The sequence below is a fragment of the Pseudomonas sivasensis genome (genome assembly GCF_021391435.1).
GTDB lineage: Bacteria > Pseudomonadota > Gammaproteobacteria > Pseudomonadales > Pseudomonadaceae > Aquipseudomonas > Aquipseudomonas sivasensis.
On record NZ_CP090029.1, the window covers coordinates 1,549,685 to 1,570,583 of the forward strand.

The 20,899-nt window shown below is 60.9% G+C and carries 20 protein-coding genes; 12 read left to right on the plus strand and 8 right to left on the minus strand.

What is annotated here, in order from left to right; genetic code table 11:
* Window positions 1-26 precede the first annotated feature (26 nt).
* From ppc to LRO94_RS06930, 7 genes are all read left to right on the plus strand, one after another.
* Entirely contained in the window at window positions 27-2,654 is a 2,628-nt protein-coding gene (ppc, locus tag LRO94_RS06900) for a phosphoenolpyruvate carboxylase (protein ID WP_032891709.1), read from the plus strand.
* Between the two features lie 296 nt (window positions 2,655-2,950).
* Window positions 2,951-3,598, plus strand: coding sequence for an adenylate kinase (gene adk, locus LRO94_RS06905; protein WP_003172225.1), 648 nt, complete (start codon window positions 2,951-2,953; stop codon window positions 3,596-3,598).
* Between the two features lie 90 nt (window positions 3,599-3,688).
* Complete coding sequence (gene tsaB, locus LRO94_RS06910) at window positions 3,689-4,375, plus strand: tRNA (adenosine(37)-N6)-threonylcarbamoyltransferase complex dimerization subunit type 1 TsaB (protein ID WP_032891708.1); 687 nt, start codon at window positions 3,689-3,691, stop codon at window positions 4,373-4,375.
* A 160-nt stretch (window positions 4,376-4,535) separates the two neighbouring features.
* A complete protein-coding gene (locus LRO94_RS06915; RefSeq protein WP_095183991.1) occupies window positions 4,536-4,826 on the plus strand; it encodes a hypothetical protein in 291 nt (96 codons plus the stop codon).
* The gene (locus LRO94_RS06920; RefSeq protein ID WP_179179454.1) at window positions 4,826-5,686 is read left to right on the plus strand and encodes a DUF72 domain-containing protein; all 861 of its coding nucleotides are present in this window, start codon (window positions 4,826-4,828) and stop codon (window positions 5,684-5,686) included. The genes LRO94_RS06915 and LRO94_RS06920 overlap by 1 nt, the downstream gene beginning before the upstream one ends.
* A gap of 27 nt (window positions 5,687-5,713) precedes the next feature.
* Complete coding sequence (locus tag LRO94_RS06925; RefSeq protein WP_032891704.1) at window positions 5,714-6,541, plus strand: isocitrate lyase/PEP mutase family protein; 828 nt, start codon at window positions 5,714-5,716, stop codon at window positions 6,539-6,541.
* Window positions 6,542-6,544: 3 nt separating this feature from the next.
* Complete coding sequence (locus LRO94_RS06930; protein WP_032891703.1) at window positions 6,545-7,243, plus strand: extensin-like domain-containing protein; 699 nt, start codon at window positions 6,545-6,547, stop codon at window positions 7,241-7,243.
* A 3-nt stretch (window positions 7,244-7,246) separates the two neighbouring features.
* Here the strand turns inward: LRO94_RS06930 and LRO94_RS06935 are convergent, their stop codons facing one another.
* Window positions 7,247-7,867, minus strand: coding sequence for an energy transducer TonB (locus tag LRO94_RS06935; RefSeq protein ID WP_122680270.1), 621 nt, complete (start codon window positions 7,865-7,867; stop codon window positions 7,247-7,249).
* A gap of 96 nt (window positions 7,868-7,963) precedes the next feature.
* On the opposite strand from LRO94_RS06935, the gene LRO94_RS06940 reads away from it, so the two are divergent.
* A complete protein-coding gene (locus LRO94_RS06940; protein ID WP_095183995.1) occupies window positions 7,964-8,746 on the plus strand; it encodes a class I SAM-dependent methyltransferase in 783 nt (260 codons plus the stop codon).
* Window positions 8,747-8,749: 3 nt separating this feature from the next.
* Here the strand turns inward: LRO94_RS06940 and LRO94_RS06945 are convergent, their stop codons facing one another.
* Window positions 8,750-9,385, minus strand: coding sequence for a TetR/AcrR family transcriptional regulator (locus LRO94_RS06945; RefSeq protein ID WP_032891696.1), 636 nt, complete (start codon window positions 9,383-9,385; stop codon window positions 8,750-8,752).
* 93 nt (window positions 9,386-9,478) lie between these two features.
* Here LRO94_RS06945 and LRO94_RS06950 point away from each other — a divergent pair, with 93 nt between their 5' ends.
* From LRO94_RS06950 to LRO94_RS06960, 3 genes are read left to right on the plus strand one after another with little or no spacing between them, the layout of a single operon-like run.
* The gene (locus LRO94_RS06950) at window positions 9,479-10,579 is read left to right on the plus strand and encodes an efflux RND transporter periplasmic adaptor subunit (RefSeq protein WP_095183996.1); all 1,101 of its coding nucleotides are present in this window, start codon (window positions 9,479-9,481) and stop codon (window positions 10,577-10,579) included.
* A 6-nt stretch (window positions 10,580-10,585) separates the two neighbouring features.
* Window positions 10,586-13,651 (plus strand): efflux RND transporter permease subunit, encoded by a 3,066-nt coding sequence (locus LRO94_RS06955; RefSeq protein WP_179179453.1) that lies wholly within the window; start codon window positions 10,586-10,588, stop codon window positions 13,649-13,651.
* A 2-nt stretch (window positions 13,652-13,653) separates the two neighbouring features.
* Entirely contained in the window at window positions 13,654-14,247 is a 594-nt protein-coding gene (locus LRO94_RS06960; protein WP_099601265.1) for a LysE family translocator, read from the plus strand.
* A gap of 37 nt (window positions 14,248-14,284) precedes the next feature.
* On the opposite strand, the gene LRO94_RS06965 is transcribed toward LRO94_RS06960, so the two are convergent.
* Genes LRO94_RS06965 through plsB form a run of 3 tightly spaced genes read right to left on the minus strand, consistent with a single transcriptional unit; the run spans window position 14,285 to window position 17,959 of the window.
* Window positions 14,285-14,974, minus strand: a complete 690-nt coding sequence (locus LRO94_RS06965; RefSeq protein WP_179179452.1) for a DUF4197 domain-containing protein — start codon at window positions 14,972-14,974, stop codon at window positions 14,285-14,287.
* Window positions 14,975-15,001: 27 nt separating this feature from the next.
* Window positions 15,002-15,403 carry a YbaY family lipoprotein gene (locus tag LRO94_RS06970; protein ID WP_032891684.1) on the minus strand — a complete coding sequence of 134 codons (402 nt, stop codon included), beginning with the start codon at window positions 15,401-15,403 and terminating at the stop codon, window positions 15,002-15,004.
* A 51-nt stretch (window positions 15,404-15,454) separates the two neighbouring features.
* On the minus strand, window positions 15,455-17,959 hold the full coding sequence (plsB, locus tag LRO94_RS06975; RefSeq protein ID WP_179179451.1) for a glycerol-3-phosphate 1-O-acyltransferase PlsB: 2,505 nt from the start codon (window positions 17,957-17,959) through the stop codon (window positions 15,455-15,457).
* Between the two features lie 184 nt (window positions 17,960-18,143).
* Between plsB and LRO94_RS06980 the strand changes: the two genes are divergently transcribed.
* Window positions 18,144-18,353: a cold-shock protein gene (locus tag LRO94_RS06980; RefSeq protein ID WP_032891681.1), complete on the plus strand. Its 210-nt coding sequence runs from the start codon at window positions 18,144-18,146 to the stop codon at window positions 18,351-18,353.
* 145 nt (window positions 18,354-18,498) lie between these two features.
* Here the strand turns inward: LRO94_RS06980 and LRO94_RS06985 are convergent, their stop codons facing one another.
* From LRO94_RS06985 to dapE, 3 genes are read right to left on the minus strand one after another with little or no spacing between them, the layout of a single operon-like run.
* Window positions 18,499-18,876 (minus strand): hypothetical protein, encoded by a 378-nt coding sequence (locus tag LRO94_RS06985; protein WP_032891679.1) that lies wholly within the window; start codon window positions 18,874-18,876, stop codon window positions 18,499-18,501.
* A gap of 53 nt (window positions 18,877-18,929) precedes the next feature.
* Window positions 18,930-19,739: a putative RNA methyltransferase gene (locus LRO94_RS06990; RefSeq protein WP_179179450.1), complete on the minus strand. Its 810-nt coding sequence runs from the start codon at window positions 19,737-19,739 to the stop codon at window positions 18,930-18,932.
* Window positions 19,739-20,890, minus strand: coding sequence for a succinyl-diaminopimelate desuccinylase (gene dapE, locus LRO94_RS06995; RefSeq protein ID WP_179179449.1), 1,152 nt, complete (start codon window positions 20,888-20,890; stop codon window positions 19,739-19,741). The genes LRO94_RS06990 and dapE overlap by 1 nt, the downstream gene beginning before the upstream one ends.
* Between the last annotated feature and the right edge of the window lie 9 nt (window positions 20,891-20,899).

Consider the following 20,899-nt stretch of genomic DNA (forward strand, 5'->3'; position numbering starts at 1 on the left):
CCGGATTTCTGGCTGGAGATTGGCTGATGAGTGATATCGATGCACGCTTGCGTGAGGATGTTCACCTGCTGGGTGAACTGCTGGGCAACACCATTCGAGAGCAGTATGGCGATGATTTTCTCGACAAGATCGAGCAGATCCGCAAAGGCGCCAAGGCTGACCGCCGGGGTGCCGGTGATGAGCTGAGCACCAGCCTCAACCAGTTGCAGGAGGACGAACTGCTGCCCGTGGCCCGGGCGTTCAACCAGTTCCTGAACCTCGCCAATATCGCCGAGCAGTACCAGTTGATTCACCGGCGTGACGAGTCGCAGCCGGCACCGTTCGAATCCCGTGTGTTGCCTGAATTGCTGGCGCGTTTGCAAAGCGAAGGCCATAGCAATGAATCCCTGGCCCGCCAGTTGGGGCGCCTGGAGATCGAGTTGGTCCTCACCGCCCACCCCACCGAAGTGGCGCGCCGCACCCTGATCCAGAAATACGATGCCATCGCCGCGCAACTGGCGCTGCAAGATCACCGCGACCTCACCACGGCTGAGCGTGAACAGATCCGCCAACGCCTGCAACGGTTGATCGCCGAAGCCTGGCACACCGAAGAAATCCGCCGCACCCGACCCACTCCGGTGGACGAAGCCAAATGGGGCTTTGCGGTGATTGAGCATTCGCTGTGGCACGCCATCCCCAATTATTTGCGCAAGGCTGACCAGGCCCTGCATGCCGCCACTGGCCTGCGTCTGCCTTTGGAAGCCGCGCCGATTCGTTTTGCGTCGTGGATGGGCGGCGACCGCGACGGCAACCCGAATGTGACCGCGCCGGTCACCCGTGAAGTGTTGCTGCTCGCACGGTGGATGGCCGCTGACTTATACCTGCGCGATATCGACCACTTGGCCTCCGAACTGTCGATGCAAAAGGCCAGCCCGGCGTTGCAGGCCAAGGTTGGCGACAGCGTCGAGCCCTACCGCGCCGTGCTCAAGCAACTGCGCGAACGTCTGCGAGCCACACGCCAATGGGCGCACACCGCATTGAGCAGCAGCACGCCGGCACCGGCCGAGGTGTTGCAGAACAACCGCGACCTGCTGGAACCGCTGGAGCTGTGCTACCAGTCGCTGCATGAGTGCGGTATGGGTGTGATCGCCGACGGTCCGCTGCTTGATTGCCTGCGCCGTGCTGTGACCTTCGGCCTGTTTCTGGTGCGGCTGGATGTGCGCCAGGATTCCAGTCGCCATTCGGCGGCCATGACCGAAATCACCGATTACCTGGGCCTCGGTCGTTACGACGAGTGGGACGAAGACGCACGCATCAGCTTCCTGATGAAGGAATTGGCCAACCGGCGACCGCTGCTGCCGGGCTATTTCAAACCGTCGGCGGACACAGCCGAAGTACTCAACACCTGTAAGGAAGTGGCTGCCGCGCCGGCTGCCTCGTTGGGTTCTTATGTCATCTCCATGGCCGGCGCCGCGTCGGATGTGCTCGCCGTGCAATTGCTGCTTAAAGAGTCGGGCGTACAACGGCCGATGCGCGTGGTGCCGCTGTTCGAAACCCTGGCCGACCTGGATAACGCCGGTCCCGTGATCGAACAGCTGTTGCTGCTGCCGGGCTACCGTGCGCGTTTGCAGGGCCCGCAGGAAGTGATGATCGGCTACTCCGACTCAGCCAAGGACGCCGGCACCACCGCTGCTGCGTGGGCGCAATACCGCGCGCAGGAACGGTTGGTGGATATCTGCCGCGAGCAACAGGTGGAACTGCTGTTGTTCCATGGTCGCGGTGGCACCGTCGGCCGTGGCGGCGGCCCGGCACACGCCGCGATCCTGTCGCAGCCTCCGGGCTCGGTGGCAGGGCGTTTCCGTACCACTGAGCAGGGCGAGATGATCCGCTTCAAGTTCGGCCTGCCGGATATCGCCGAGCAGAACCTCAATCTTTACCTGGCCGCCGTTTTGGAAGCGACGCTGCTGCCACCGCCCCCACCCGAGCCAGCCTGGCGCCACTTGATGGACGAATTGGCCGCCGATGGTGTGAGCGCCTACCGTGCGGTGGTGCGGGAAAATCCGCAGTTCGTTGAATATTTTCGCCAGTCCACCCCCGAGCAGGAGCTCGGCCGTTTGCCGTTGGGCAGTCGTCCAGCCAAGCGCCGTGCTGGTGGTATAGAAAGTCTGCGCGCCATCCCGTGGATCTTCGGCTGGACACAGACTCGGCTGATGCTGCCTGCCTGGCTGGGCTGGGAAGCGGCGTTGAGCAAGGCGTTAGAGCGCGGCGAAGGTGAACTGCTGGGGCAGATGCGTGAGCAGTGGCCGTTCTTCCGTACCCGTATCGATATGCTGGAAATGGTCCTGGCCAAGGCGGATGCCGATATCGCGCGTCTCTATGACGAGCGCCTGGTGCAGCCGGATCTGTTGCCATTGGGGGTGCACTTACGCGACCTATTGTCGCAGGCGTGTGACGTGGTGCTTGGCCTGACTGGCCAGTCGCAACTGCTGGCCCACAGCCCTGACACCCTGGAGTTCATTCGCCTGCGCAACACCTACCTTGATCCCTTGCACCTGTTGCAGGCTGAGTTGCTGGCACGTTCGCGCCAGCAGGAAGCGGCGCAGGACAGCCCTCTGGAACAGGCGCTGCTGGTGTCCGTGGCCGGTATTGCCGCCGGGTTGCGCAACACCGGCTGAGGTTTTTTGCGTGTTCTCAAGGGCTTGCAGATAAACCACGACGACCGTCCGGAAAAGGGCGGTCGGCGTTTATAGCGTCGGGTTGCACTCAGGCACACCCTACCTATGGCGCATGCCGGGCGCGGTTCCTGCGACTTTTGGCGGCTTGTGTGGTTAAGGCCTGCTGTGTATCTTGATCAGCCTTTGGCCGTTTGGGCGGCCGGAATCCTATTTTTACGAGCCATACTTCTACGAGATTTGCCCCCACGCGGTGAATCCGAGCGTCATCTCTATATAAAAAATTGAGGAGCACATCGATGCGCGTCATTCTGCTGGGAGCTCCCGGGGCCGGTAAAGGTACTCAGGCAAAGTTCATCACTGAAAAATTCGGCATTCCACAAATCTCCACCGGCGACATGCTGCGTGCGGCCGTCAAGGCTGGCACCGAGCTGGGCCTGATCGCCAAGAGCGTGATGGACAGCGGCGGCCTGGTCTCCGATGACCTGATCATCAACCTGGTCAAGGAACGCATCAGCCAGGAAGACTGCAAGAACGGTTTCCTGTTCGACGGCTTCCCACGCACCATTCCCCAGGCTGAAGCCCTGGTGAAGGCCGGCGTTGAGCTGGATGCTGTGGTCGAAATCGCCGTTGAAGACGAAGAAATCGTCCAGCGTATTGCCGGTCGTCGCGTTCACGAGGGCTCGGGCCGCGTGTACCACGTCGTCTACAACCCGCCGAAGGTTGAAGGCAAGGACGATGTCACCGGTGAAGACCTGGTGCAGCGTAAAGACGACACTGAAGAAACCGTGCGTCATCGCCTGTCGGTCTACCACTCGCAGACCAAGCCATTGGTAGATTTCTACCAGAAGCTGTCCGCTGCCCAGGGCAAGCCGAAGTACAGCCACATCCCTGGCGTTGGCTCGGTAGAAGCCATCACTGCCAAGGTGCTGCAAGCACTGAGCTGATCCTTCGATCGGCTCGCTCAACAACGGCCCGCTTGCGGGCCGTTGTTGTTTATACTGGCGCACTTTTTTTCGACTTGGACACCCACACCGATGAGCACCCTGCTGGCCCTGGACACCGCGACTGAAGCTTGCTCCGTTGCCTTGCTGCACGATGGCATCGTTACGAGCCACTACGAGGTGATCCCGCGCCTGCACGCGCAGAAGCTGTTGCCGATGATCAAGCAACTGCTGGAAGAGGCGGGCACCACCCTGGCTGCTGTCGATGCCATCGCTTTTGGTCGTGGTCCGGGGGCGTTTACCGGTGTGCGGATCGCCATTGGCGTAGTCCAGGGCCTGGCATTTGCCCTGGAGCGCCCGGTATTACCGGTCTCCAACCTTGCGGTGCTGGCTCAACGCGCATTGCGTGAGCATGGCGCTTCGCAAGTCGCAGCTGCCATTGATGCGCGGATGGATGAGGTCTATTGGGGTTGCTACCGCGAAACCGCTGGCGAGATGCGTCTGGTGGGCGTGGAAGCTGTGCAGTCACCGGAATCGTCCGTATTGCCGGACGATGCTAGCGGCGACTGGTTTGGTGCTGGCACTGGCTGGGGCTACGGCGAGCGTATCGGCGTTCAACGGGTTGGCCAGGACGCCGCCATGTTGCCTCACGCGGAAGATCTGCTGACCCTGGCGCGCTTCGCGTTTGAGCGTGGCGAGGCGATTCCTGCGGATCAGGCTGCGCCGGTTTATCTACGCGATAAAGTGGCTCAAACCAAAGCCGAACGCGGGATTATTTGACGCCAAAAATGATGGCAATGTGAGGCAAAAGTCGCCAATCGTCAGAATTTGCCACGGGTTTTAAACCTTTTTCAAATTATGTGTTCTAGTTATCACCAGAGCATTTGCGCGCTACGGATTGCGCCACTAAAATGCCATCACCGATACCGAGTTCGCATCGATGCGTATAGACGGCTTTTCCTCACAGTCCTACCCAATCAAACGTAAGCCACGTAAGGCGAACGTCACGGTAGACGAGTCCGTCGAAGACTCACCGGACTTCATCGAAGTCCAGCCCGATGCACAGTCCAACGCTCAAGCACGAATCAGCGGTCTTCCCGCCCGTCAACAAGACATGGTTTTCCCGCGCTCGATGAGCAAAAGCGTTGCCACTGCCCTGGCCAGCTACCTGACCACCGCCGGCTTTGTCGAATGGGATATGGAAGTGTTGGGCCTCGACATCCACATCTGATGCGCCTGCCTTACTACCTCGGTTGCCCGTCCTGGAGCGAAAACGCCTGGCGCGAGTACCTGTATCCCGCCGATACACGCTCCAGCGACTACCTTGCCCTCTATTCCCAAGTCTTTAATGCGGTTGAAGGCAATACCACGTTCTACGCCCGCCCTTCGGCCGCCACCGTGCAGCGCTGGGCCGACATCATGCCCGACGATTTTCGTTTCACAGCCAAGTTTCCAGGTGATATCAGCCATGGCGGCGACTTGCGTGAGCAATTGCCAGCGGCAGAAAGCTTTGTCAGTTTGATGAGCCCGCTCGGTGAGCGGGTTTCGCCGTTGTGGCTGCAACTGTCGGCGAGTTTCTCGCCGCAGCGCCTGGCGGAACTGGCCGGTTTTATTGATGGCCTGGAGCGCCCGCTGGCAGTGGAAGTGCGCCACCCGGAGTTCTTCGCCAAGGGCGATGCCGAGCGCATGCTCAACCGTCTGCTGCGCGACCGTGGCGTCGAACGTATCTGCCTCGACCCGCGCGCATTGTTCAGTTGCACGTCCACATCGGCAGCGGTGCTGCATGCCCAATCAAAAAAGCCCAAGGTGCCCACACGCCCGGCCGCGCTGACCCAGTTTCCCCAAGTGCGATTTATTGGCCATCCCGAGCTTGAGGCTAACGACCCATTCCTGATCCCATGGGTGGAGAAAATTGCCGGCTGGATCGAAGAGGGCCGCACGCCCTATGTGTTCCTGCACACCTCGGATAACCGGCTCGCCGCGCAGCTGGCACTGCGCTTCCACGCCCAGCTGATGGCGCGTCTGCCTGGCTTGCCCGCGTTGCCGACATTGGATCGGCAACCCGAAGTCGAACAACTGGGGTTACTCTAAGGCTCCTTTTTTCGCCAGGATTCAGTCATGGATGCCCAAACCCGACGCGCCGAAACCTTCAAGGCCTTGCATGAGCGCGACCGCGCCTTCGTGATGCCCAATCCTTGGGACGCAGGCTCCGCAGTAATGCTCGCCAGCCTCGGCTTTGAAGCTCTCGCCACGACCAGTGCGGGTTACGCGTTCAGCCTGGGGCGCCCGGATGCGGAAGGGGCGTTGTCCCTGGAAGACACCTTGCTCAATGCCGCCATGATCGCCAAGGCCACCGCACTGCCGGTGGCAGCCGACCTGGAAAACGGCTTCAGTGATACCCCCGAAGGCTGTGCACAAACCATCCTGCGCGCTGCTGCCAGCGGCATTGTCGGCGGCTCCATCGAAGATGCCACAGGTATCAGCGCCGACCCGATCTACCCCTTTGACCTCTCAGTGGAACGTGTGGAAGCCGCCGTCGCCGCCGCTCGCAGTCTGCCATTCCCCTTCACCCTGACGGCCCGTGCGGAAAACCTCCTGCATGGTCGCCTGGATTTACCTGACACCATTCGCCGTCTGCAGGCCTACGCCGAAGCGGGTGCCGACGTGCTGTATGCGCCGGCCTTGCGCAGCGCCGATGAGGTGTTGGCGGTGGTCAAGGCCGTGGCGCCAAAGCCTGTGAATGTATTGATGTCCGGTGGGCTGAAACTCAGCGTGGCGCAATTGAGCGCGATGGGAGTGAAGCGCATCAGCGTGGGATCGGCCATGGCGCTGGCGGCTTATGGTGAATTCTACCGGGCGGCCCAGGAAGTCTATGAACTGGGCACGTTCAGCTTTACTGAACGCTCGATGCCCTTCAGCACGGCCAATCAGTTCTTCAAGGGCTAAGCGGTGCGTTTTTTCAAAATATTGGGCGTGTTGCTGCTGCTCGGCGGTGCAGTTGCCGTGGGCGTATGGCGAGGCTGGGTGCCGCTGCCCGCTGAGTGGAACCCGTGGGCGCCGCTCGACGTGCGTGCCAGTCCGAACCTGTTGACCCGCTACAAACTGGGTCGCCTGCAGGAGGATCCGGCGTTGTGCGACGAGGTGCTGAAAACGTCCGGTCTGCGTGTCAGTCATCAGGCGGACACGCCCGCAGACGCCGCCTGCCCTTTGCGCAATACCTTGCGCGTGCAGGGCGCAGAAGTGGCATTAAGCAGCAGCTTTCTCGCCAGTTGCCCGTTGGCGGTGGCGTTCGCACTGTTTGAGCGCCACAGCCTGCAACCGGCGGCGCAGGCGGTGTTTGGCCAGGCGGTCACGCGGGTCGATCACCTGGGCAGCTTTGCCTGCCGCAATATCTATGGTCGGGCCGAGGGGCGGCTCAGCCAGCATGCTTCGGCCAATGCCCTGGATATCGCCGGGTTTCGGCTGGCGGATGGGCGCAGTATCAGCGTGCTCAAGGATTGGCCGGGGGAGGGCGCCAGCGCACGGTTTTTACGTCAGGTGCGCGATGGTGCCTGTGATGATTTCAACGTGGTGTTGAGCCCGGATTACAACGCCGCGCACCGCAACCATTTCCATCTGGACATGGGGCGTTGGTGGGTGTGTCGCTGAGGCTCAGGCGGCCAGGCGCAGGTTGTTGGCGATCAGTGGGCGTGCCCAGTGGTAGTCGAAGTCCAAGGCCTTTTGTTGGGCCACCAGCTCTTCGATCGGGTACGGCGTGGCGGGCGGCGGTAGCAAGTCCAGTTCGAACTCCGCGATCGGCAGGTGCAGAGGGCGAGGTTGCGGCGCCGGGCTAGGCTCGGGCAGCGGTTGGCCTGCGGTGAGGACGATGGGGCGTACCCAACTGCTTTCGAAGTTCTGTTGGCGCTGCTGGGCGACGATTTCTTCGTCCGGGAACGGAGTCGCAGCCGGTGGCAGCAACTCGGTTTCGAATTCGGCGATCGGCAGGAAAAGTGGCTCAGGCGGAGCGATTTCAGTGTCTTTCACGTCGCACTCACGCTGCGTGAGGATCTGCGACAGCAGGTCGGCGCCTTCGTGGGGTTCTACCGCAGGGTCCACCGGTGCCGGCGCCTGGGCGGCCAGCGCGCCCGGCGTATCGCCGAGCTGCTCGGCCAGCGCTCGGGCGAAGAAGTCTTGCCACACATGACTCACCCCGGCCAGCGCTTGAGTATTGCGCAGGCCGTAATGGTTATGGGTCGGCAGTACACCGATGGTTAGGGGGAGAATGTCTGACATTTTTCTCGGTCGACGCTCAGCTCTGGCAAAATACCTGACTGTTATTTTTATCGGCCGCTGTTTGCCGATCCTTAATATTTTTGAGCGTAGTGATTCATGAGCGAACAACCAGCGGCCAGCCGCATCCAGGTCGAGGCTTTGGGCGAAGGTTTTAAGGACCGCGCCGAGCAGTGGGCATCTCTGCTTGGCTTGCCTTTACAGCTCGCGGACGCGGACTTTTCCCTGCAAGTTGGCGAGCATGGCCTACAGCTGCAACAGCTAGGTCCTGACGCGCCGGGCCCGGTGCGGGTGGACTTTGTTGAGGGAGGTGCAGCTCATCGTCGACTCTATGGTGGCGGCAGCGGGCAGATGATCGCTAAAGCCGTAGGCATCGCCCAAGGCGTGCGCCCTCGGGTGCTGGACGCCACGGCAGGCCTGGGCAAGGACGCGTTTGTGCTGGCCAGCCTGGGCTGTGAGATGAGCCTGATCGAGCGCCAGCCTTTGATCGGCGCTTTGCTCGAAGACGGCCTGGCGCGTGGTGCAGATGACTTTGAAGTGGCGCCAATCGTGGCGCGCATGAAGCTGCTCAAGGGCAACTCCATCGACGTGATGCTGAACTGGGAAGGCGAGCCGCCCCAGGTGATCTACCTCGACCCAATGTTCCCTCACCGTGAGAAAACCGCCTTGGTGAAGAAGGAAATGCGCCTGTTTCGGCCGCTGGTGGGTGATGATCCGGATGCGCCAGCCTTGTTGGCCGCCGCCCTGGCCCTGGCCAGCCATCGCGTGGTGGTCAAGCGCCCCCGCAAGGCGCCGTGCATCGAGGGACCAAAGCCGAGCCATGCGCTGGACGGCAAGTCCAGCCGGTATGACATCTATCCCAAAAAAGCGCTCAAAGCCTGATGTTCAAGGCCTGTACGCCCGCATAAACAACCCTACTACCTCCTGCACATGGGCTTCGGCGGCGTGTTCACTCAGATGCCCGCCGCAGCCATACAGCAGGCAGAAATTTGCCGTGCCCTTGAGCAGGCAGAAGAAGTGCTCGGCCGCCGTGAAAGGTTTGTCGATGCTCAGGGCACCGCTCTGGTCGATCTTGCTGAGCAGGCGCTCCATGCCCTGGAGCATGCGCATGGGCCCGGCTTCGAAAAAGATCTGTGAGAGTTTCACGTCCTGATTGCCGGTGGTCATCATCAAACGATGCAGGTTCACCGACTCCTCGCTGTTGATCAGCCGATGAAAACCGCGCGCGATATTCAGCAACACCGTCTCGACTGGCATGCCCTCCGGCAGCTCGAAGTACATCACCGGTAGCTGCTCTTCGCATGTCGCCACCACGGCGGCGGTGAACAAGGTCTCTTTGTCGGTGAAGTGGCTGTAGACGGTCAGTTTCGACACGCCGGCCTCAAGGGCTACGGCATCCATGCTGGTGCTGGCATAACCATTCCCCAAAAACAGAGTTTTCGCTGCCTGAAGAATTGCCTGGCGTTTTGCCATGTCCTTGGGACGCCCGGGGCTATTGGTGTTAACGCGATTGTCGGACATTTTCACCTTTAATACTGGACTGGTGAGTTTGGTATTAATAACATACTGGCCAGTATAATTATTCCTAGCTTCATTTGCGAAAGGTCCTTCAGCATGCGCAGCACTTTCCTGCCCTTTGCGTTGCCTGTCAGCCTGGTCTTAATGTTGGCCGCCTGCGGCCATGAAGAACCGGCCCAGATTACCGTCCGCCCTGCCATGGTGGTGCAACCGCAACCGTCGGCACAGTCGATGGACAGCTACCCCGGAGAAGTGCGGGCTCGCTATGAGCCGGACCTGGCCTTTCGCATCGGTGGCAAAGTCAGCAAACGCCTGGTTGAAGAGGGTGAGCGCGTCAAGGCCAACCAGCCGTTGGCGGAACTCGACCCCCAGGACGTGCGCCTGCAACTGGAGGCTACCCGCGCCCAAGTCGCCGCTGCCCAAGCTAACCTGAGCCTGGTCCGCGCCGAGCGCGATCGCTATAAGACCCTGATGGACCGTCAGATGGTCAGCCGTTCTCAGTACGACAATTCCGAAAACCTCTACCGATCCGGCGAAGCGCGCCTCAAGCAGATCAAGGCCGAATTCGACGTGGCCAGCAACCAAGCCGGTTACGCCGTGCTCCGTGCCCCGCAGGATGGAGTCGTCGCCAAGCGCGCCGTGGAGGTCGGCCAGGTGGTGTCGGCTGGCCAAACCGTGTTCACCCTGGCCACCGATGGCGAGCGCGAAGTGCTCATTAGCCTGCCCGAACAAGGCTTTGGTCGCTTCAAGATCGGTCAGCCGGTAGCCGTGGAGTTGTGGAGCCAGCCGGACCAGCGTTTTACCGGACGCATCCGTGAACTGTCTCCCGCAGCCGATCCAAAATCGCGCACCTTTGCCGCCCGAGTGGCGTTTACCGGCGGTAAAGTCCCGGCGGAATTGGGCCAAAGCGCTCGCGTATTCATACAGACCGAGGGTGTCGTTCCGCTGTCGGTGCCGCTGTCTGCCCTCAGCGCGGAGAATGGCGCGTCTTACGTCTGGCGTGTGGAAACGGACAATACCCTCAAGCGCGTACCGGTGCGCATTGGCGCCTTCGGCGAAAAAACCGTTCCGGTGCTGGAAGGCTTGAAACCCACCGATTGGGTGGTCGCCGCGGGCGTGCATGTGCTCCACGAGGGCCAGCAAGTGCGCCCGGTGGATCGCTCCAACCGTGTCGTGAATCTGGCGGCCAAGGAGTAGTCCCCGATGGGTTTCAATCTTTCCGAATGGGCGTTGCGTAATCGCCAGATCGTACTGTTCCTGATGATCCTACTGGCCGTGGTTGGCACCTTGTCCTACACCAAGCTGGGACAAAGTGAAGACCCGCCATTCACCTTCAAAGCCATGGTGATCAAGACCAACTGGCCCGGAGCTACGGCCCAGGAAGTCTCGCGTCAAGTCACCGAGCGCATCGAGAAGAAACTGATGGAAACCGGCGAGTACGAGCGCATTGTCTCGTTCTCGCGCCCTGGCGAGTCCACGGTTACCTTCATTGCCCGCGACTCCATGCACTCGGCACAGATTCCTGAGCTGTGGTACCAGGTGCGCAAGAAGATCAGCGACATCCGCCAGACCTTGCCGCCGGATATCCAGGGCCCGTTTTTCAATGACGAATTCGGCACCACCTTCGGCAATATCTATGCGCTGACCGGCAATGGTTTCGACTATGCCGTGCTCAAGGATTACGCCGACCGCATCCAGATTCAGCTGCAACGGGTAGCGGATGTGGGCAAGGTGGAGTTGCTCGGCCTACAGGATGAGAAAATCTGGATCGAGCTGTCCAACCTCAAGCTCGCCACCCTCGGCCTGCCATTGGCAGCGGTGCAGCAGGCGTTGCAGGAACAGAACGCGGTGTCCACGGCCGGCTTCTTTGAAACCCCGAGCGAGCGCGTGCAACTGCGTGTGTCGGGCAACTTCAAGACGGTGGAGGAGATCCGCGACTTTCCGATTCGAGTGGGCGACCGGACCTTTCGTATCGGCGATGTAGCTGACATTCACCGTGGCTTCAACGATCCGCCGGCACCGCGCATGCGTTACATGGGCGCCGATGCAATCGGCCTGGCCGTGGCCATGCGCGACGGCGGCGATATCCTGATATTGGGCAAGGCGCTAGAAGGCGAATTCGCACGTTTGCAGAAGAACCTTCCGGCAGGCATGGAGTTGCGCAAGGTGTCGGACCAACCGGCAGCGGTGAAAACCAGTGTCGGAGAATTCGTGCAGGTATTGGCCGAGGCATTGGCGATCGTATTGCTGGTGAGCTTCTTCTCCCTCGGCGTACGCACCGGCATGGTGGTGGCCCTGGCGATTCCGTTGGTGCTGGCGATGACCTTCGCCACCATGTATTACCTCGGCATTGGCCTGCACAAGATTTCCCTCGGCGCACTGGTACTCGCCCTCGGTTTGCTGGTGGATGACGCGATCATCGCCGTGGAAATGATGGCAATCAAAATGGAGCAGGGCTACGACCGGCTCAAGGCCGCCAGTTTCGCCTGGACCAGCACCGCCTTCCCGATGCTCACCGGCACGCTGATTACGGCGGCAGGTTTTCTGCCGATTGCCACTGCGCAATCGAGCACCGGCGAATACACCCGTTCGATTTTCCAGGTGGTGACCATCGCGTTGCTGGCCTCGTGGGTCGCCGCGGTGGTGTTCGTGCCATACCTGGGGGAAAAGTTCCTGCCGGACCTGGCGAAAATTCACGCAGCCAAACATGGCGCTGAGGGCCCGGATCCCTACGGAACGCCGTTCTACCAGCGCGTAAGGCGTTTGGTGGAGTGGTGCGTCACTCGACGTAAAACCGTGATTGTACTGACACTGCTGCTGTTTATCGGCTCAGTGGCGCTATTTCGCTTTGTGCCGCAGCAGTTCTTTCCGGCCTCGGGGCGCCAGGAGCTGATGGTCGACCTCAAACTGGCCGAAGGCGCGTCCCTGAGCAACACTGCCGATCAGGTCAAACGCCTGGAAGCCTTGCTCAAGGACCATGCCGGCATCGAGAACTACGTGGCTTACGTCGGCACCGGTTCGCCGCGTTTCTACTTGCCGTTGGACCAGCAACTGCCCGCCGCGAGCTTTGCGCAATTTGTGGTGCTGGCCAAAACCATCGAAGAGCGCGAAAGCTTGCGCACCTGGCTGATCGCAACCCTCAACGAACAATTTCCCGACCTGCGTTCGCGCGTCACCCGCCTGGAAAACGGCCCGCCCGTGGGTTATCCGGTGCAGTTTCGCGTGACCGGCGAACACATCGAGGAAGTTCGCGCCCTTGCACGGAAAGTTGCCGCCAAGGTTCGCGAAAATACCCACGTGGTCAACGTTCACTTGGACTGGGAAGAGCCGAGCAAAATTGTCTACCTGAACATCGACCAGGACCGCGCCCGCGCCCTTGGTGTGAGCACTGCCAACCTGTCGAAATTCCTGCAGAGTTCACTCACCGGCTCAAGCGTCAGCCAATACCGGGAGGACAACGAATTGATCGAGATCCTCCTGCGCGGCACGGTCCACGAACGCACCGAACTGTCGCTGCTGCCTAGCCTGGCGGTGCCGACCGACAACGGTAAAAGCGTGGCCCTGTCGCAGATCGCCACCCTCGAATACGGATTCGAGGAAGGCATCATCTGGCACCGTAATCGCCTGCCGACGGTCACCGTGCGCGCCGACATCTACGGCAAGGAACAACCGGCGACGCTGGTGCAGCAGATCCTGCCGACCCTCGAAGGCGTGCGGGCCGAACTGCCGGATGGCTACCTGCTGGACGTCGGCGGTACCGTCGAGGACTCCGCCCGCGGGCAGAACTCGGTGAAGGCCGGCGTGCCGCTGTTTATTGTGGTGGTGCTGACCTTGCTGATGCTGCAACTGCGCAGCTTCTCACGCACGGCAATGGTGTTTCTCACGGCGCCGCTGGGCTTGATCGGCGTCACGCTGTTCCTGCTGGTGTTTCGTCAGCCCTTTGGCTTCGTAGCCATGTTAGGGACCATCGCCTTGTCGGGCATGATCATGCGCAACTCGGTGATCTTGGTGGACCAGATCGAGCAAGACATCAAGGCTGGCCTGGCGCCGTGGCAGGCGATTATCGAAGCCACCGTCCGACGCTTCCGCCCGATTGTGCTGACGGCACTCGCGGCGGTATTGGCGATGATCCCGCTGTCTCGCAGTGTGTTCTTCGGACCGATGGCGGTGGCGATCATGGGCGGGCTGATTGTGGCGACGGCGTTGACGCTATTGTTCCTGCCGGCACTGTATGCTGCGTGGTTCAAAGTGAGGAAGGACGTCGCGTAACCATGTTGGCCACTGTTTCAGCCCTGATATTGCTACTGCTTGCCCCTGGCCCCACCAACACCCTGCTGTTTCGCGCAGGTGTGTTGTTCGGGTTTCGGGCATCCTGCAAGCTCGTGCTAATCGAGTGCCTGGCGTACTTGCTGCAAGTGTCGGCATGGGGTGTGGCGCTTCTCTATCTCGCGGCGTTTTCACCGTGGGCGTTGAAGGCGACGCAACTGGCGGCGGCGTGCTACCTGCTGTATGTGTCGTGCAAATTGTGGCAGCGCAAGAACAGCGAGATCAGCCCTGGCAAAGATCGCTTCACCGGGTTGTACTTCTTTTTGTTGACGGTCATGAATCCCAAGGGCTTGCTGATCGTTTCCTTTATCGCTCCGTCCAATACGTTCACCGCCGCGCAAGGTTATGCCGAGTTCATGGGGTTATTGGCGTTGGTGGTTGTGCCGGTAGGCGCCGCTTGGGTGTTGTTGGGGAGTCGCTTCGAAGGGATGCAGAAGAGTTGGCTCACGCCCTTGAAGATCAATCGAATCACGTCGATTGCCATTGGCTGCTTCGCAACCTTGATGATGGGCCGACTGGCCGATTCAGTTTTTCACTAGAATCGCTCCCCGTTGCAGGGAGCGATCCTCGCGCAGCTTATAGTGCTCCAAACACCTTCTTCGCCAAACTCGTCGCTGCAGCGGCCGGGTTCTTGCGAATCGTCTCTTCCTGCTGCGCAATCATCTTGAACAAACCATCCAGCGCCTGTTCGGTCACGTAGTTTTCGACGTTGGCGCTCTTGGCATCCACCGCACCAAAGGCTGCCGCTTTGCCCGCCAGGGCGTTGTACTGCTTGGCCACGCCGACCTTATCCGTAGCGGCCTTGACGATCGGCAGGAACTTGGCGCGGATTGCATCGCGCGAGCTTTTGTTCAGGTATTGGGTGGCCGAATCCTGGCCGCCGCTGAGAATGCCTTTAGCGTCGGTCACGCTCATGTTTTTCACGGCGTTGACCAGGATCGGCTGGGCCTGGGTCACAGCGGTTTCAGCCGCTTTGTTCATGCTGGTTTCCAGTTGCGTAACCTGGTCGCCCATGCCGAACATTTTCAATTTCTCGGCGACTTTGCCCAGTTTGCCCGGCAGGCCGATCTTCACTTCAGGGTTGTCGCTGAAACCGCCGGGTTTGCCCAGTTGTTTCACTGCGATCTGTGCGCCTTGGGTCAGGGCATCCTTAAGGCCGCCGCTGGCGTCGCCTTGGGACAGGCTACTCAGGTCCAGGGCCATGGCGTTGGCGCCGAGCAGCAGGCCGGCACACAGAGCAGTGAGGCGAAGGGAGTTGCGGAGCATTTGCGCTTCCTTATGATCTGGAAAATATCAGTGTGCGACCGCATCAACCCGCAGGCGCAGCGGCTGCGGATCCTGGCCGTTGAGCTGCACGGCGTGACGTTCGGTAGTGATAAACAGTAGCTTGCCATCCTGTTCGATGCGAGCACTCACCGAATAACTGTGGCCCGGTTTAATCTGTGCCGGGTCGTAATTCAGGTGAAACGGCAGCGGTACCTGGCCTTTGATCGGGCCTTTCTGTTCCGCAAGGATCACGGCCGGGGCGTCCATAAGGGACACGTCCTGCAGGCTGACACTCAAGGTTGCTGTTGGCGGCAGGGCGATGCGTTGCAGGTAAAACACTTCGCCATCGAGGCTGGCCTTGGGGGCAGGGGTCATGGATTGGCAAGCTCCCAGCAGGGCGGTCAGGCTCAGGAGGATGATCTTTTTCATGGTGCGGCTCCTTGTCAGCGACGCCAGCTTCCCGCTGGCGCCTTATTCAATCTAGCGGGTTTCTTCAGGCTCATCCGGTTGTTCGGCTGCGCCATCAACACGATGCAGGGCCACCTGGCGAATCGACAGGCGAATCTCAGCCGGCAACACCCGTTTGGCCGCGCCTTCTGCCAGTTCGCCGAGCAGATCGTGATAACTCAGTTTGCCGGCCTCATCGCGACGCAGCACATCTTGTTCCAGCAGCGTCTGGATGAAGTGTCGGAAAAGGCTCTTGTCGAAGAACTCCGGGGCATTGAGGCCGTGCAGGATCGACAGGCGCTGGGCCATGATCGTGCACAGGTCCTCCAGCTCTTCGGCGCTGATGGTGTTCTGGCCGCTGTTGAGCAGCAGCGAGATTGCCATGTAGAAGCGTTGCAGGGTCTGGGCGATGCTCTTGGACAGCAGCGTCAGCAGTACGAATTGCCGCGAGCTTGGCGCCGGGCGCAAGTACACGTTGTTTTCGAAGCGCAGCAGACCTTGTTCGACAAAGGCTTCCAGCCACTGGTCGACGACAGTGTCCAACTCCTCCAGCGACCAGCGGATAAACAGCTCCGATTGCAGGTATGGGTACAGCGCGTGGGTGTAGCGCAGAATTTGTTCGCGGCTCATCCGCGAACTGCTCTGGAAAAAACTCGCCAGCAGCGCCGGCAGGGCAAAGATGTGCAGCACGTTGTTGCGGTAGTAGGTCATCAGGACGGCGTGCTGCTCGTCCAGGTAGACAATCTTGCCGAGGGCGTCGCTCTGTTCTGACAGCAGGTCCATGTCCTTGACGTGCTTGATCAGCGCCAGGCCATCCCCCTCGGGCAGAGTGGTGTGGGGTGAGTAAGGCACGCGGCGCAGCAGCGCGAGGTACAGGTCCAATTGGCGGGCCATGGCCTGTTCGTCCAACGCCAGGCGTGTGGTGGACAGCAGCGCCAGGGCCACTAGGTTCACCGGGTTCACCGCCGCCGCTTCGTTCAAGTGGCGGGCCACCCGTTCGCCGAGGCGGTTGGTGGTTTCGTTGAGCCACGCCGGCTTGTAGTTCGGGGACAGTTCCTGTGTGCGCCAGTCGGGTTGTTCGCTGTCGAGGAATTCCGCCAGCTTGATCGGCTCGCCGAAGTTGACCGCGACCTGGCCAAAACGCTGCTTGAGCGCGCCGACCACTTTGAAAATGTCGAAAATCGACTCCTTCTTCTTGCTCGCGCCGCGTAGTTCTCCGAGGTAGGTCCGGCCTTCCAGCACGCGTTCATAGCCGATATACACCGGCACAAACACAATTGGCATACGCGAGGAGCGCAGGAAACTGCGCAGCGTGATCGCCAGCATCCCGGTCTTCGGTTGCAGCATGCGCCCGGTACGCGAGCGTCCGCCTTCGACGAAGTACTCAACCGGGAAACCCTTGGTGAACAGGGTGTGCAGGTATTCGTTGAACACCGAGGTGTACAGCGGGTTGCCTTTGAAGGTGCGGCGCATGAAAAACGCCCCGCCACGGCGCAGCAAACTGCCGATCACCGGCATGTTCAGGTTGATGCCCGCGGCGATGTGCGGCGGGGTCAGGCCATTCTTGAACAGCAGGTAGGACAGCAGCAGGTAGTCGATATGGCTGCGGTGGCAAGGCACGTAAATCACCTCGTAGCCTTGGGCAACCTTTTGCACGCCCTCGATGTTATTGACCTTGATGCCGTCGTAGATTTTGTTCCAGAACCAACTCAGCACCACTTCGAGGAAGCGGATCGCGGTGTAGGTGTAGTCCGAGGCGATTTCGTTGCCATAGCGCAGGGCCTGGGCCTTGGCTTTTTCGGGGCTGATTTTTTCCCGTTCGGCTTCATCCAGGATCGCCTGACGCACCAGCGGCATATTCACCAGGCCTTTGACCAGGTTGCGGCGGTGAGACAGGTCGGGGCCGATTACGGCTGTCTTCAGGTTACGAAAGTGCACACGCAGGATGCGCTGGGCCATGCGCACGGTGCGTTCGTGCCCTTTATTGTGCTCGATCAATTCACGCAGGTTGATGGGCGCGGAGAATTGCACACGGGTCTTGCGACCAAGAATCAGGATGCTCAACAGACGGCGTAGACGGCCGGTGACGGCCCAACTGTCGGCAAACAGCAGTTTCCACGGGCTGGACTCGCTCGCCGGGGTTTGGCCCCAGAACACACTGACCGGAATGATTTGTGCATTCTCTTCGGCGTGTTCGCTCAGGGTGTTGACCAGGCGAGTCAGGGTGGGCGGCGCGCCGCGCTTGTCCTGACGGCCGAGCCAGTCCGGTTCAGGCGTGAGGTAGAAGAACGCCGCCGGCTCCATCAACGGGCCAACCGATACTGGCAGCACCGGGCGCGGCAGGCCGGCCTTGGTGCACTCGGCATCGACCACCGCCAATTCGGTGAGGGAGGGCGATTGCAGGACGTAGAACACCGGCCGGCTGCGGTCCAGGTTGAGGGTAAGGGACGACTGGTTGATCGTTTCCGAGCGAACCCAGAGGTACAACAGTCGGCGCAAGGTGCCAAACACCAGACGGCGGAACGGGGAGCGGGTCATAGGCGAGCTGCTTCAAGTGGAAAAAACCGAGCAGGCGCTCGGGCGCGTAGTGTGCCGTATTCGCCGAAAATCGGCAAAAAAGCAGCGATGTAAACTTGAGTTGATCGTTTTTGAGCCTGTCTTATACTCGGCAGTTCAACGCGACTGACTCAACAATAAAAAAACGTACGTGGGAGTAAGACAGATGGCAACGCGCGAAACCGGCAATGTGAAGTGGTTCAACGATGCAAAGGGCTATGGCTTTATTCAGCGTGAAGATGGCAAGGATGTGTTCGTGCACTACCGCGCTATTCGCGGTGATGGCCACCGTTCCCTGGCCGAGGGCCAGCAGGTGGAATACGCCGTGGTGACCGGCGAGAAGGGCTTGCAGGCGGAGGATGTGGTCGGTTTGTAATACGGGTTTTTGTTACACCGCAGAACCCATGTGGGAGGGGGCTTGCCCCCGATTGCAGAGTGTCAGTCACTGAACACATTGGCTGATACACCGCTATCGGGGGCAAGCCCCCTCCCACATGTTGATTGTGGTTTACCGCTCAGGCTCAGGCAGTTTTCCAGGTGATCTGCTCTTCACCGTCTGCGCTGATGCGAATCCAGGTGTCGGCACTTTCCTCACCTTCTTCCTCGACCCACGTCCCCGGCGCGCAGCGCACTTCAACGTTCAGTGCAGCAAACGCGGCGCGGGCGCAGGCGATGTCGTCGTCCCACGGGGTTTGGTCACTTTCCAGGTACAGGCTGTTCCATTTGCCTACAGCCTTGGGCAGCCAGGTGACCGGCACGTCACCGGCCTTGCACTTGTAGGTCTGGCCACGCTGGACCCAGTCGGTGCACGGGCCCAGGGCGGCGCCCAGCCAGGCGGCGATGGCCTTGTAGTCGACGTCGGCGTCCTTCAGGTAAATCTCGATATCGGGTTGGCGCATGGATATTCCTCGTTGCGGGATTCGAAAATCCATTCGCGGATACTTAAAGTCGGTTATTGAAGCACGAAATAGTCGTAACGCATCGACACGGTGACCAGCAACGGCTCGGCAGCCTCGATCACTTCGGCACGGCGCTCGGCGCTGGCGCGCCAGCCGTGGGGTGTCATGGCCAGCAGGTTAGCGCGGTCTTTGGGGGCGGCCAGGCTCAGGGTGAACTCCAGGGTTTCACTGTGCGCCAGGCTCATGCCGTCTGGCACCAGAGCCAGGTGTTTGTCGTCGGTGTACTCGCGCACTTCATCGTACAGACGCTCGCGCAGCTCCATCAGGTGGCCACTCGTAGGACCGACTTTCATCAGGCCGCCGCCGGGGCTGAGCAGGCGTTTGGCTTCCTGCCAGTCCAATGGGCTGAACACGCTGGCGAGGAACTGGCAGCTGGCATCGGCCAACGGCACGCGTGCCATGCTGGCGATCAACCAGGTCAGCTTCGGGTTGCGCTTGCACGCACGCTTGACCGCTTCCTTGGAAATATCCAGGGCATAGCCGTCGGCGTGGGGCAAGGCATCGGCGATCTGCGCGGTGTAGTAACCCTCACCACAGCCGATGTCGACCCAGCGCTGCGGTGCGCGTTCAGCCGCCAGTTCGGCGAGGCGCTTGGCCACCGGGGCGTAATGCCCGGCGTTGAGGAAGTCACGGCGTGCTTCGACCATGGCCAGGTTGTCGCCCGGATCGCGGCTGTTCTTGTGCTGCACCGGCAACAGGTTCAGGTAACCCTGGCGAGCCCGGTCGAACCGGTGCCCGGCCGGGCAGGCTACGCCGTTTTCGACCGCGTTGAGCGGGGCGCTGCAAATGGGACAAGCGAGCATCAGGCGAGCAACTTGATCAGGGTCTGGTAATAAATTTCGGTCAGTACATCGAGGTCGCTGGCGAGGATGCGCTCGTTGACCTGATGGATCGTCGCGTTGACCGGGCCCAGCTCGACCACTTGGGTGCCGAGGGTGGCGATGAAGCGGCCATCCGACGTACCGCCGCTGGTGGACGCCTGGGTCTCGCGACCGGTGATCGCCTTGATGCTGGCAGACACGGCGTCGAGCAAAGCGCCCGGTTCGGTGAGGAACGGCAGGCCCGACAGCGCCCATTCCACATGCCAGTCCAGGCCATGTTTGTCGAGGATGGCTGCAACGCGTTGCTGCAGGCCTTCGACGGTGGATTCGGTGGAGAAACGGAAGTTGAACACCGCCGTCAGGTCACCGGGGATCACGTTGGTGGCGCCAGTGCCGGAATTGAGGTTGGAGATCTGGAAGCTGGTCGGCGGGAAAAAGGTGTTGCCGTTGTCCCAATGCTCGGCGGCCAATTCCGCCAAGGCCGGTGCGGCCAGGTGGATCGGGTTCTTCGCCAGGTGCGGGTAGGCCACATGGCCCTGCACGCCGCGTACGGTCAGCGTAGCGCCGAGGGAGCCGCGACGGCCGTTCTTGACCACATCACCTACCAGGGTGGTGCTCGACGGTTCGCCGACGATGCACCAGTCCAGGCGCTCTTTGCGCGCGGCCAGGCGTTCGATCACGGCTTTTGTGCCGTGGTGCGCCGGGCCTTCTTCATCGCTGGTGATCAGGAAGGCAACCGAGCCCTTATGGTCCGGGTAGTCGGCTACAAAACGTTCCGAAGCCACCAGCATCGCGGCGAGGCTGCCTTTCATGTCGGCTGCGCCACGCCCGCAGAGCATGCCGTTTTCGTCGATCAACGCGTCAAACGGGTCGTTCTGCCAGGCCTGTACCGGGCCGGTTGGCACTACGTCAGTGTGGCCAGCAAAGCACAGCACCGGACCTTCATGCTTACCGTGGGTAGCCCAAAAGTTGTCCACGTCTTCGATGCGCATCGGCTCCAGCGCAAAACCAGCGTCGCCCAGGCGCTGCATCATCAGCTTCTGGCAATCGGCGTCGATCGGCGTGACCGAGGGGCGACGGATCAGGTCGATGGCAAGTTGAACGGTCGGCGAAAGGTCGGCATGGGCCGTCATGGGAAAACT

Bases quoted from the DNA above. Each gene is read 5' to 3' on its own strand.
- LRO94_RS06980 (WP_032891681.1), top strand. From the start codon at position 18,144: ATGGCAACGCGCGAAACCGGCAATGTGAAGTGGTTCAACGATGCAAAG.
- LRO94_RS06915 (WP_095183991.1), top strand. From the start codon at position 4,536: ATGCGTATAGACGGCTTTTCCTCACAGTCCTACCCAATCAAACGTAAG.
- LRO94_RS06935 (WP_122680270.1), bottom strand. From the start codon at position 7,867: ATGTCAGACATTCTCCCCCTAACCATCGGTGTACTGCCGACCCATAAC.
- LRO94_RS06955 (WP_179179453.1), top strand. From the start codon at position 10,586: ATGGGTTTCAATCTTTCCGAATGGGCGTTGCGTAATCGCCAGATCGTA.
- LRO94_RS06965 (WP_179179452.1), bottom strand. From the start codon at position 14,974: ATGCTCCGCAACTCCCTTCGCCTCACTGCTCTGTGTGCCGGCCTGCTG.
- ppc (WP_032891709.1), top strand. From the start codon at position 27: ATGAGTGATATCGATGCACGCTTGCGTGAGGATGTTCACCTGCTGGGT.
- tsaB (WP_032891708.1), top strand. From the start codon at position 3,689: ATGAGCACCCTGCTGGCCCTGGACACCGCGACTGAAGCTTGCTCCGTT.
- LRO94_RS06950 (WP_095183996.1), top strand. From the start codon at position 9,479: ATGCGCAGCACTTTCCTGCCCTTTGCGTTGCCTGTCAGCCTGGTCTTA.
- adk (WP_003172225.1), top strand. From the start codon at position 2,951: ATGCGCGTCATTCTGCTGGGAGCTCCCGGGGCCGGTAAAGGTACTCAG.
- LRO94_RS06920 (WP_179179454.1), top strand. From the start codon at position 4,826: ATGCGCCTGCCTTACTACCTCGGTTGCCCGTCCTGGAGCGAAAACGCC.
- plsB (WP_179179451.1), bottom strand. From the start codon at position 17,959: ATGACCCGCTCCCCGTTCCGCCGTCTGGTGTTTGGCACCTTGCGCCGA.
- LRO94_RS06960 (WP_099601265.1), top strand. From the start codon at position 13,654: ATGTTGGCCACTGTTTCAGCCCTGATATTGCTACTGCTTGCCCCTGGC.
- LRO94_RS06925 (WP_032891704.1), top strand. From the start codon at position 5,714: ATGGATGCCCAAACCCGACGCGCCGAAACCTTCAAGGCCTTGCATGAG.
- LRO94_RS06945 (WP_032891696.1), bottom strand. From the start codon at position 9,385: ATGTCCGACAATCGCGTTAACACCAATAGCCCCGGGCGTCCCAAGGAC.
- LRO94_RS06990 (WP_179179450.1), bottom strand. From the start codon at position 19,739: ATGCTCGCTTGTCCCATTTGCAGCGCCCCGCTCAACGCGGTCGAAAAC.
- LRO94_RS06985 (WP_032891679.1), bottom strand. From the start codon at position 18,876: ATGCGCCAACCCGATATCGAGATTTACCTGAAGGACGCCGACGTCGAC.
- LRO94_RS06940 (WP_095183995.1), top strand. From the start codon at position 7,964: ATGAGCGAACAACCAGCGGCCAGCCGCATCCAGGTCGAGGCTTTGGGC.
- LRO94_RS06970 (WP_032891684.1), bottom strand. From the start codon at position 15,403: ATGAAAAAGATCATCCTCCTGAGCCTGACCGCCCTGCTGGGAGCTTGC.
- dapE (WP_179179449.1), bottom strand. From the start codon at position 20,890: ATGACGGCCCATGCCGACCTTTCGCCGACCGTTCAACTTGCCATCGAC.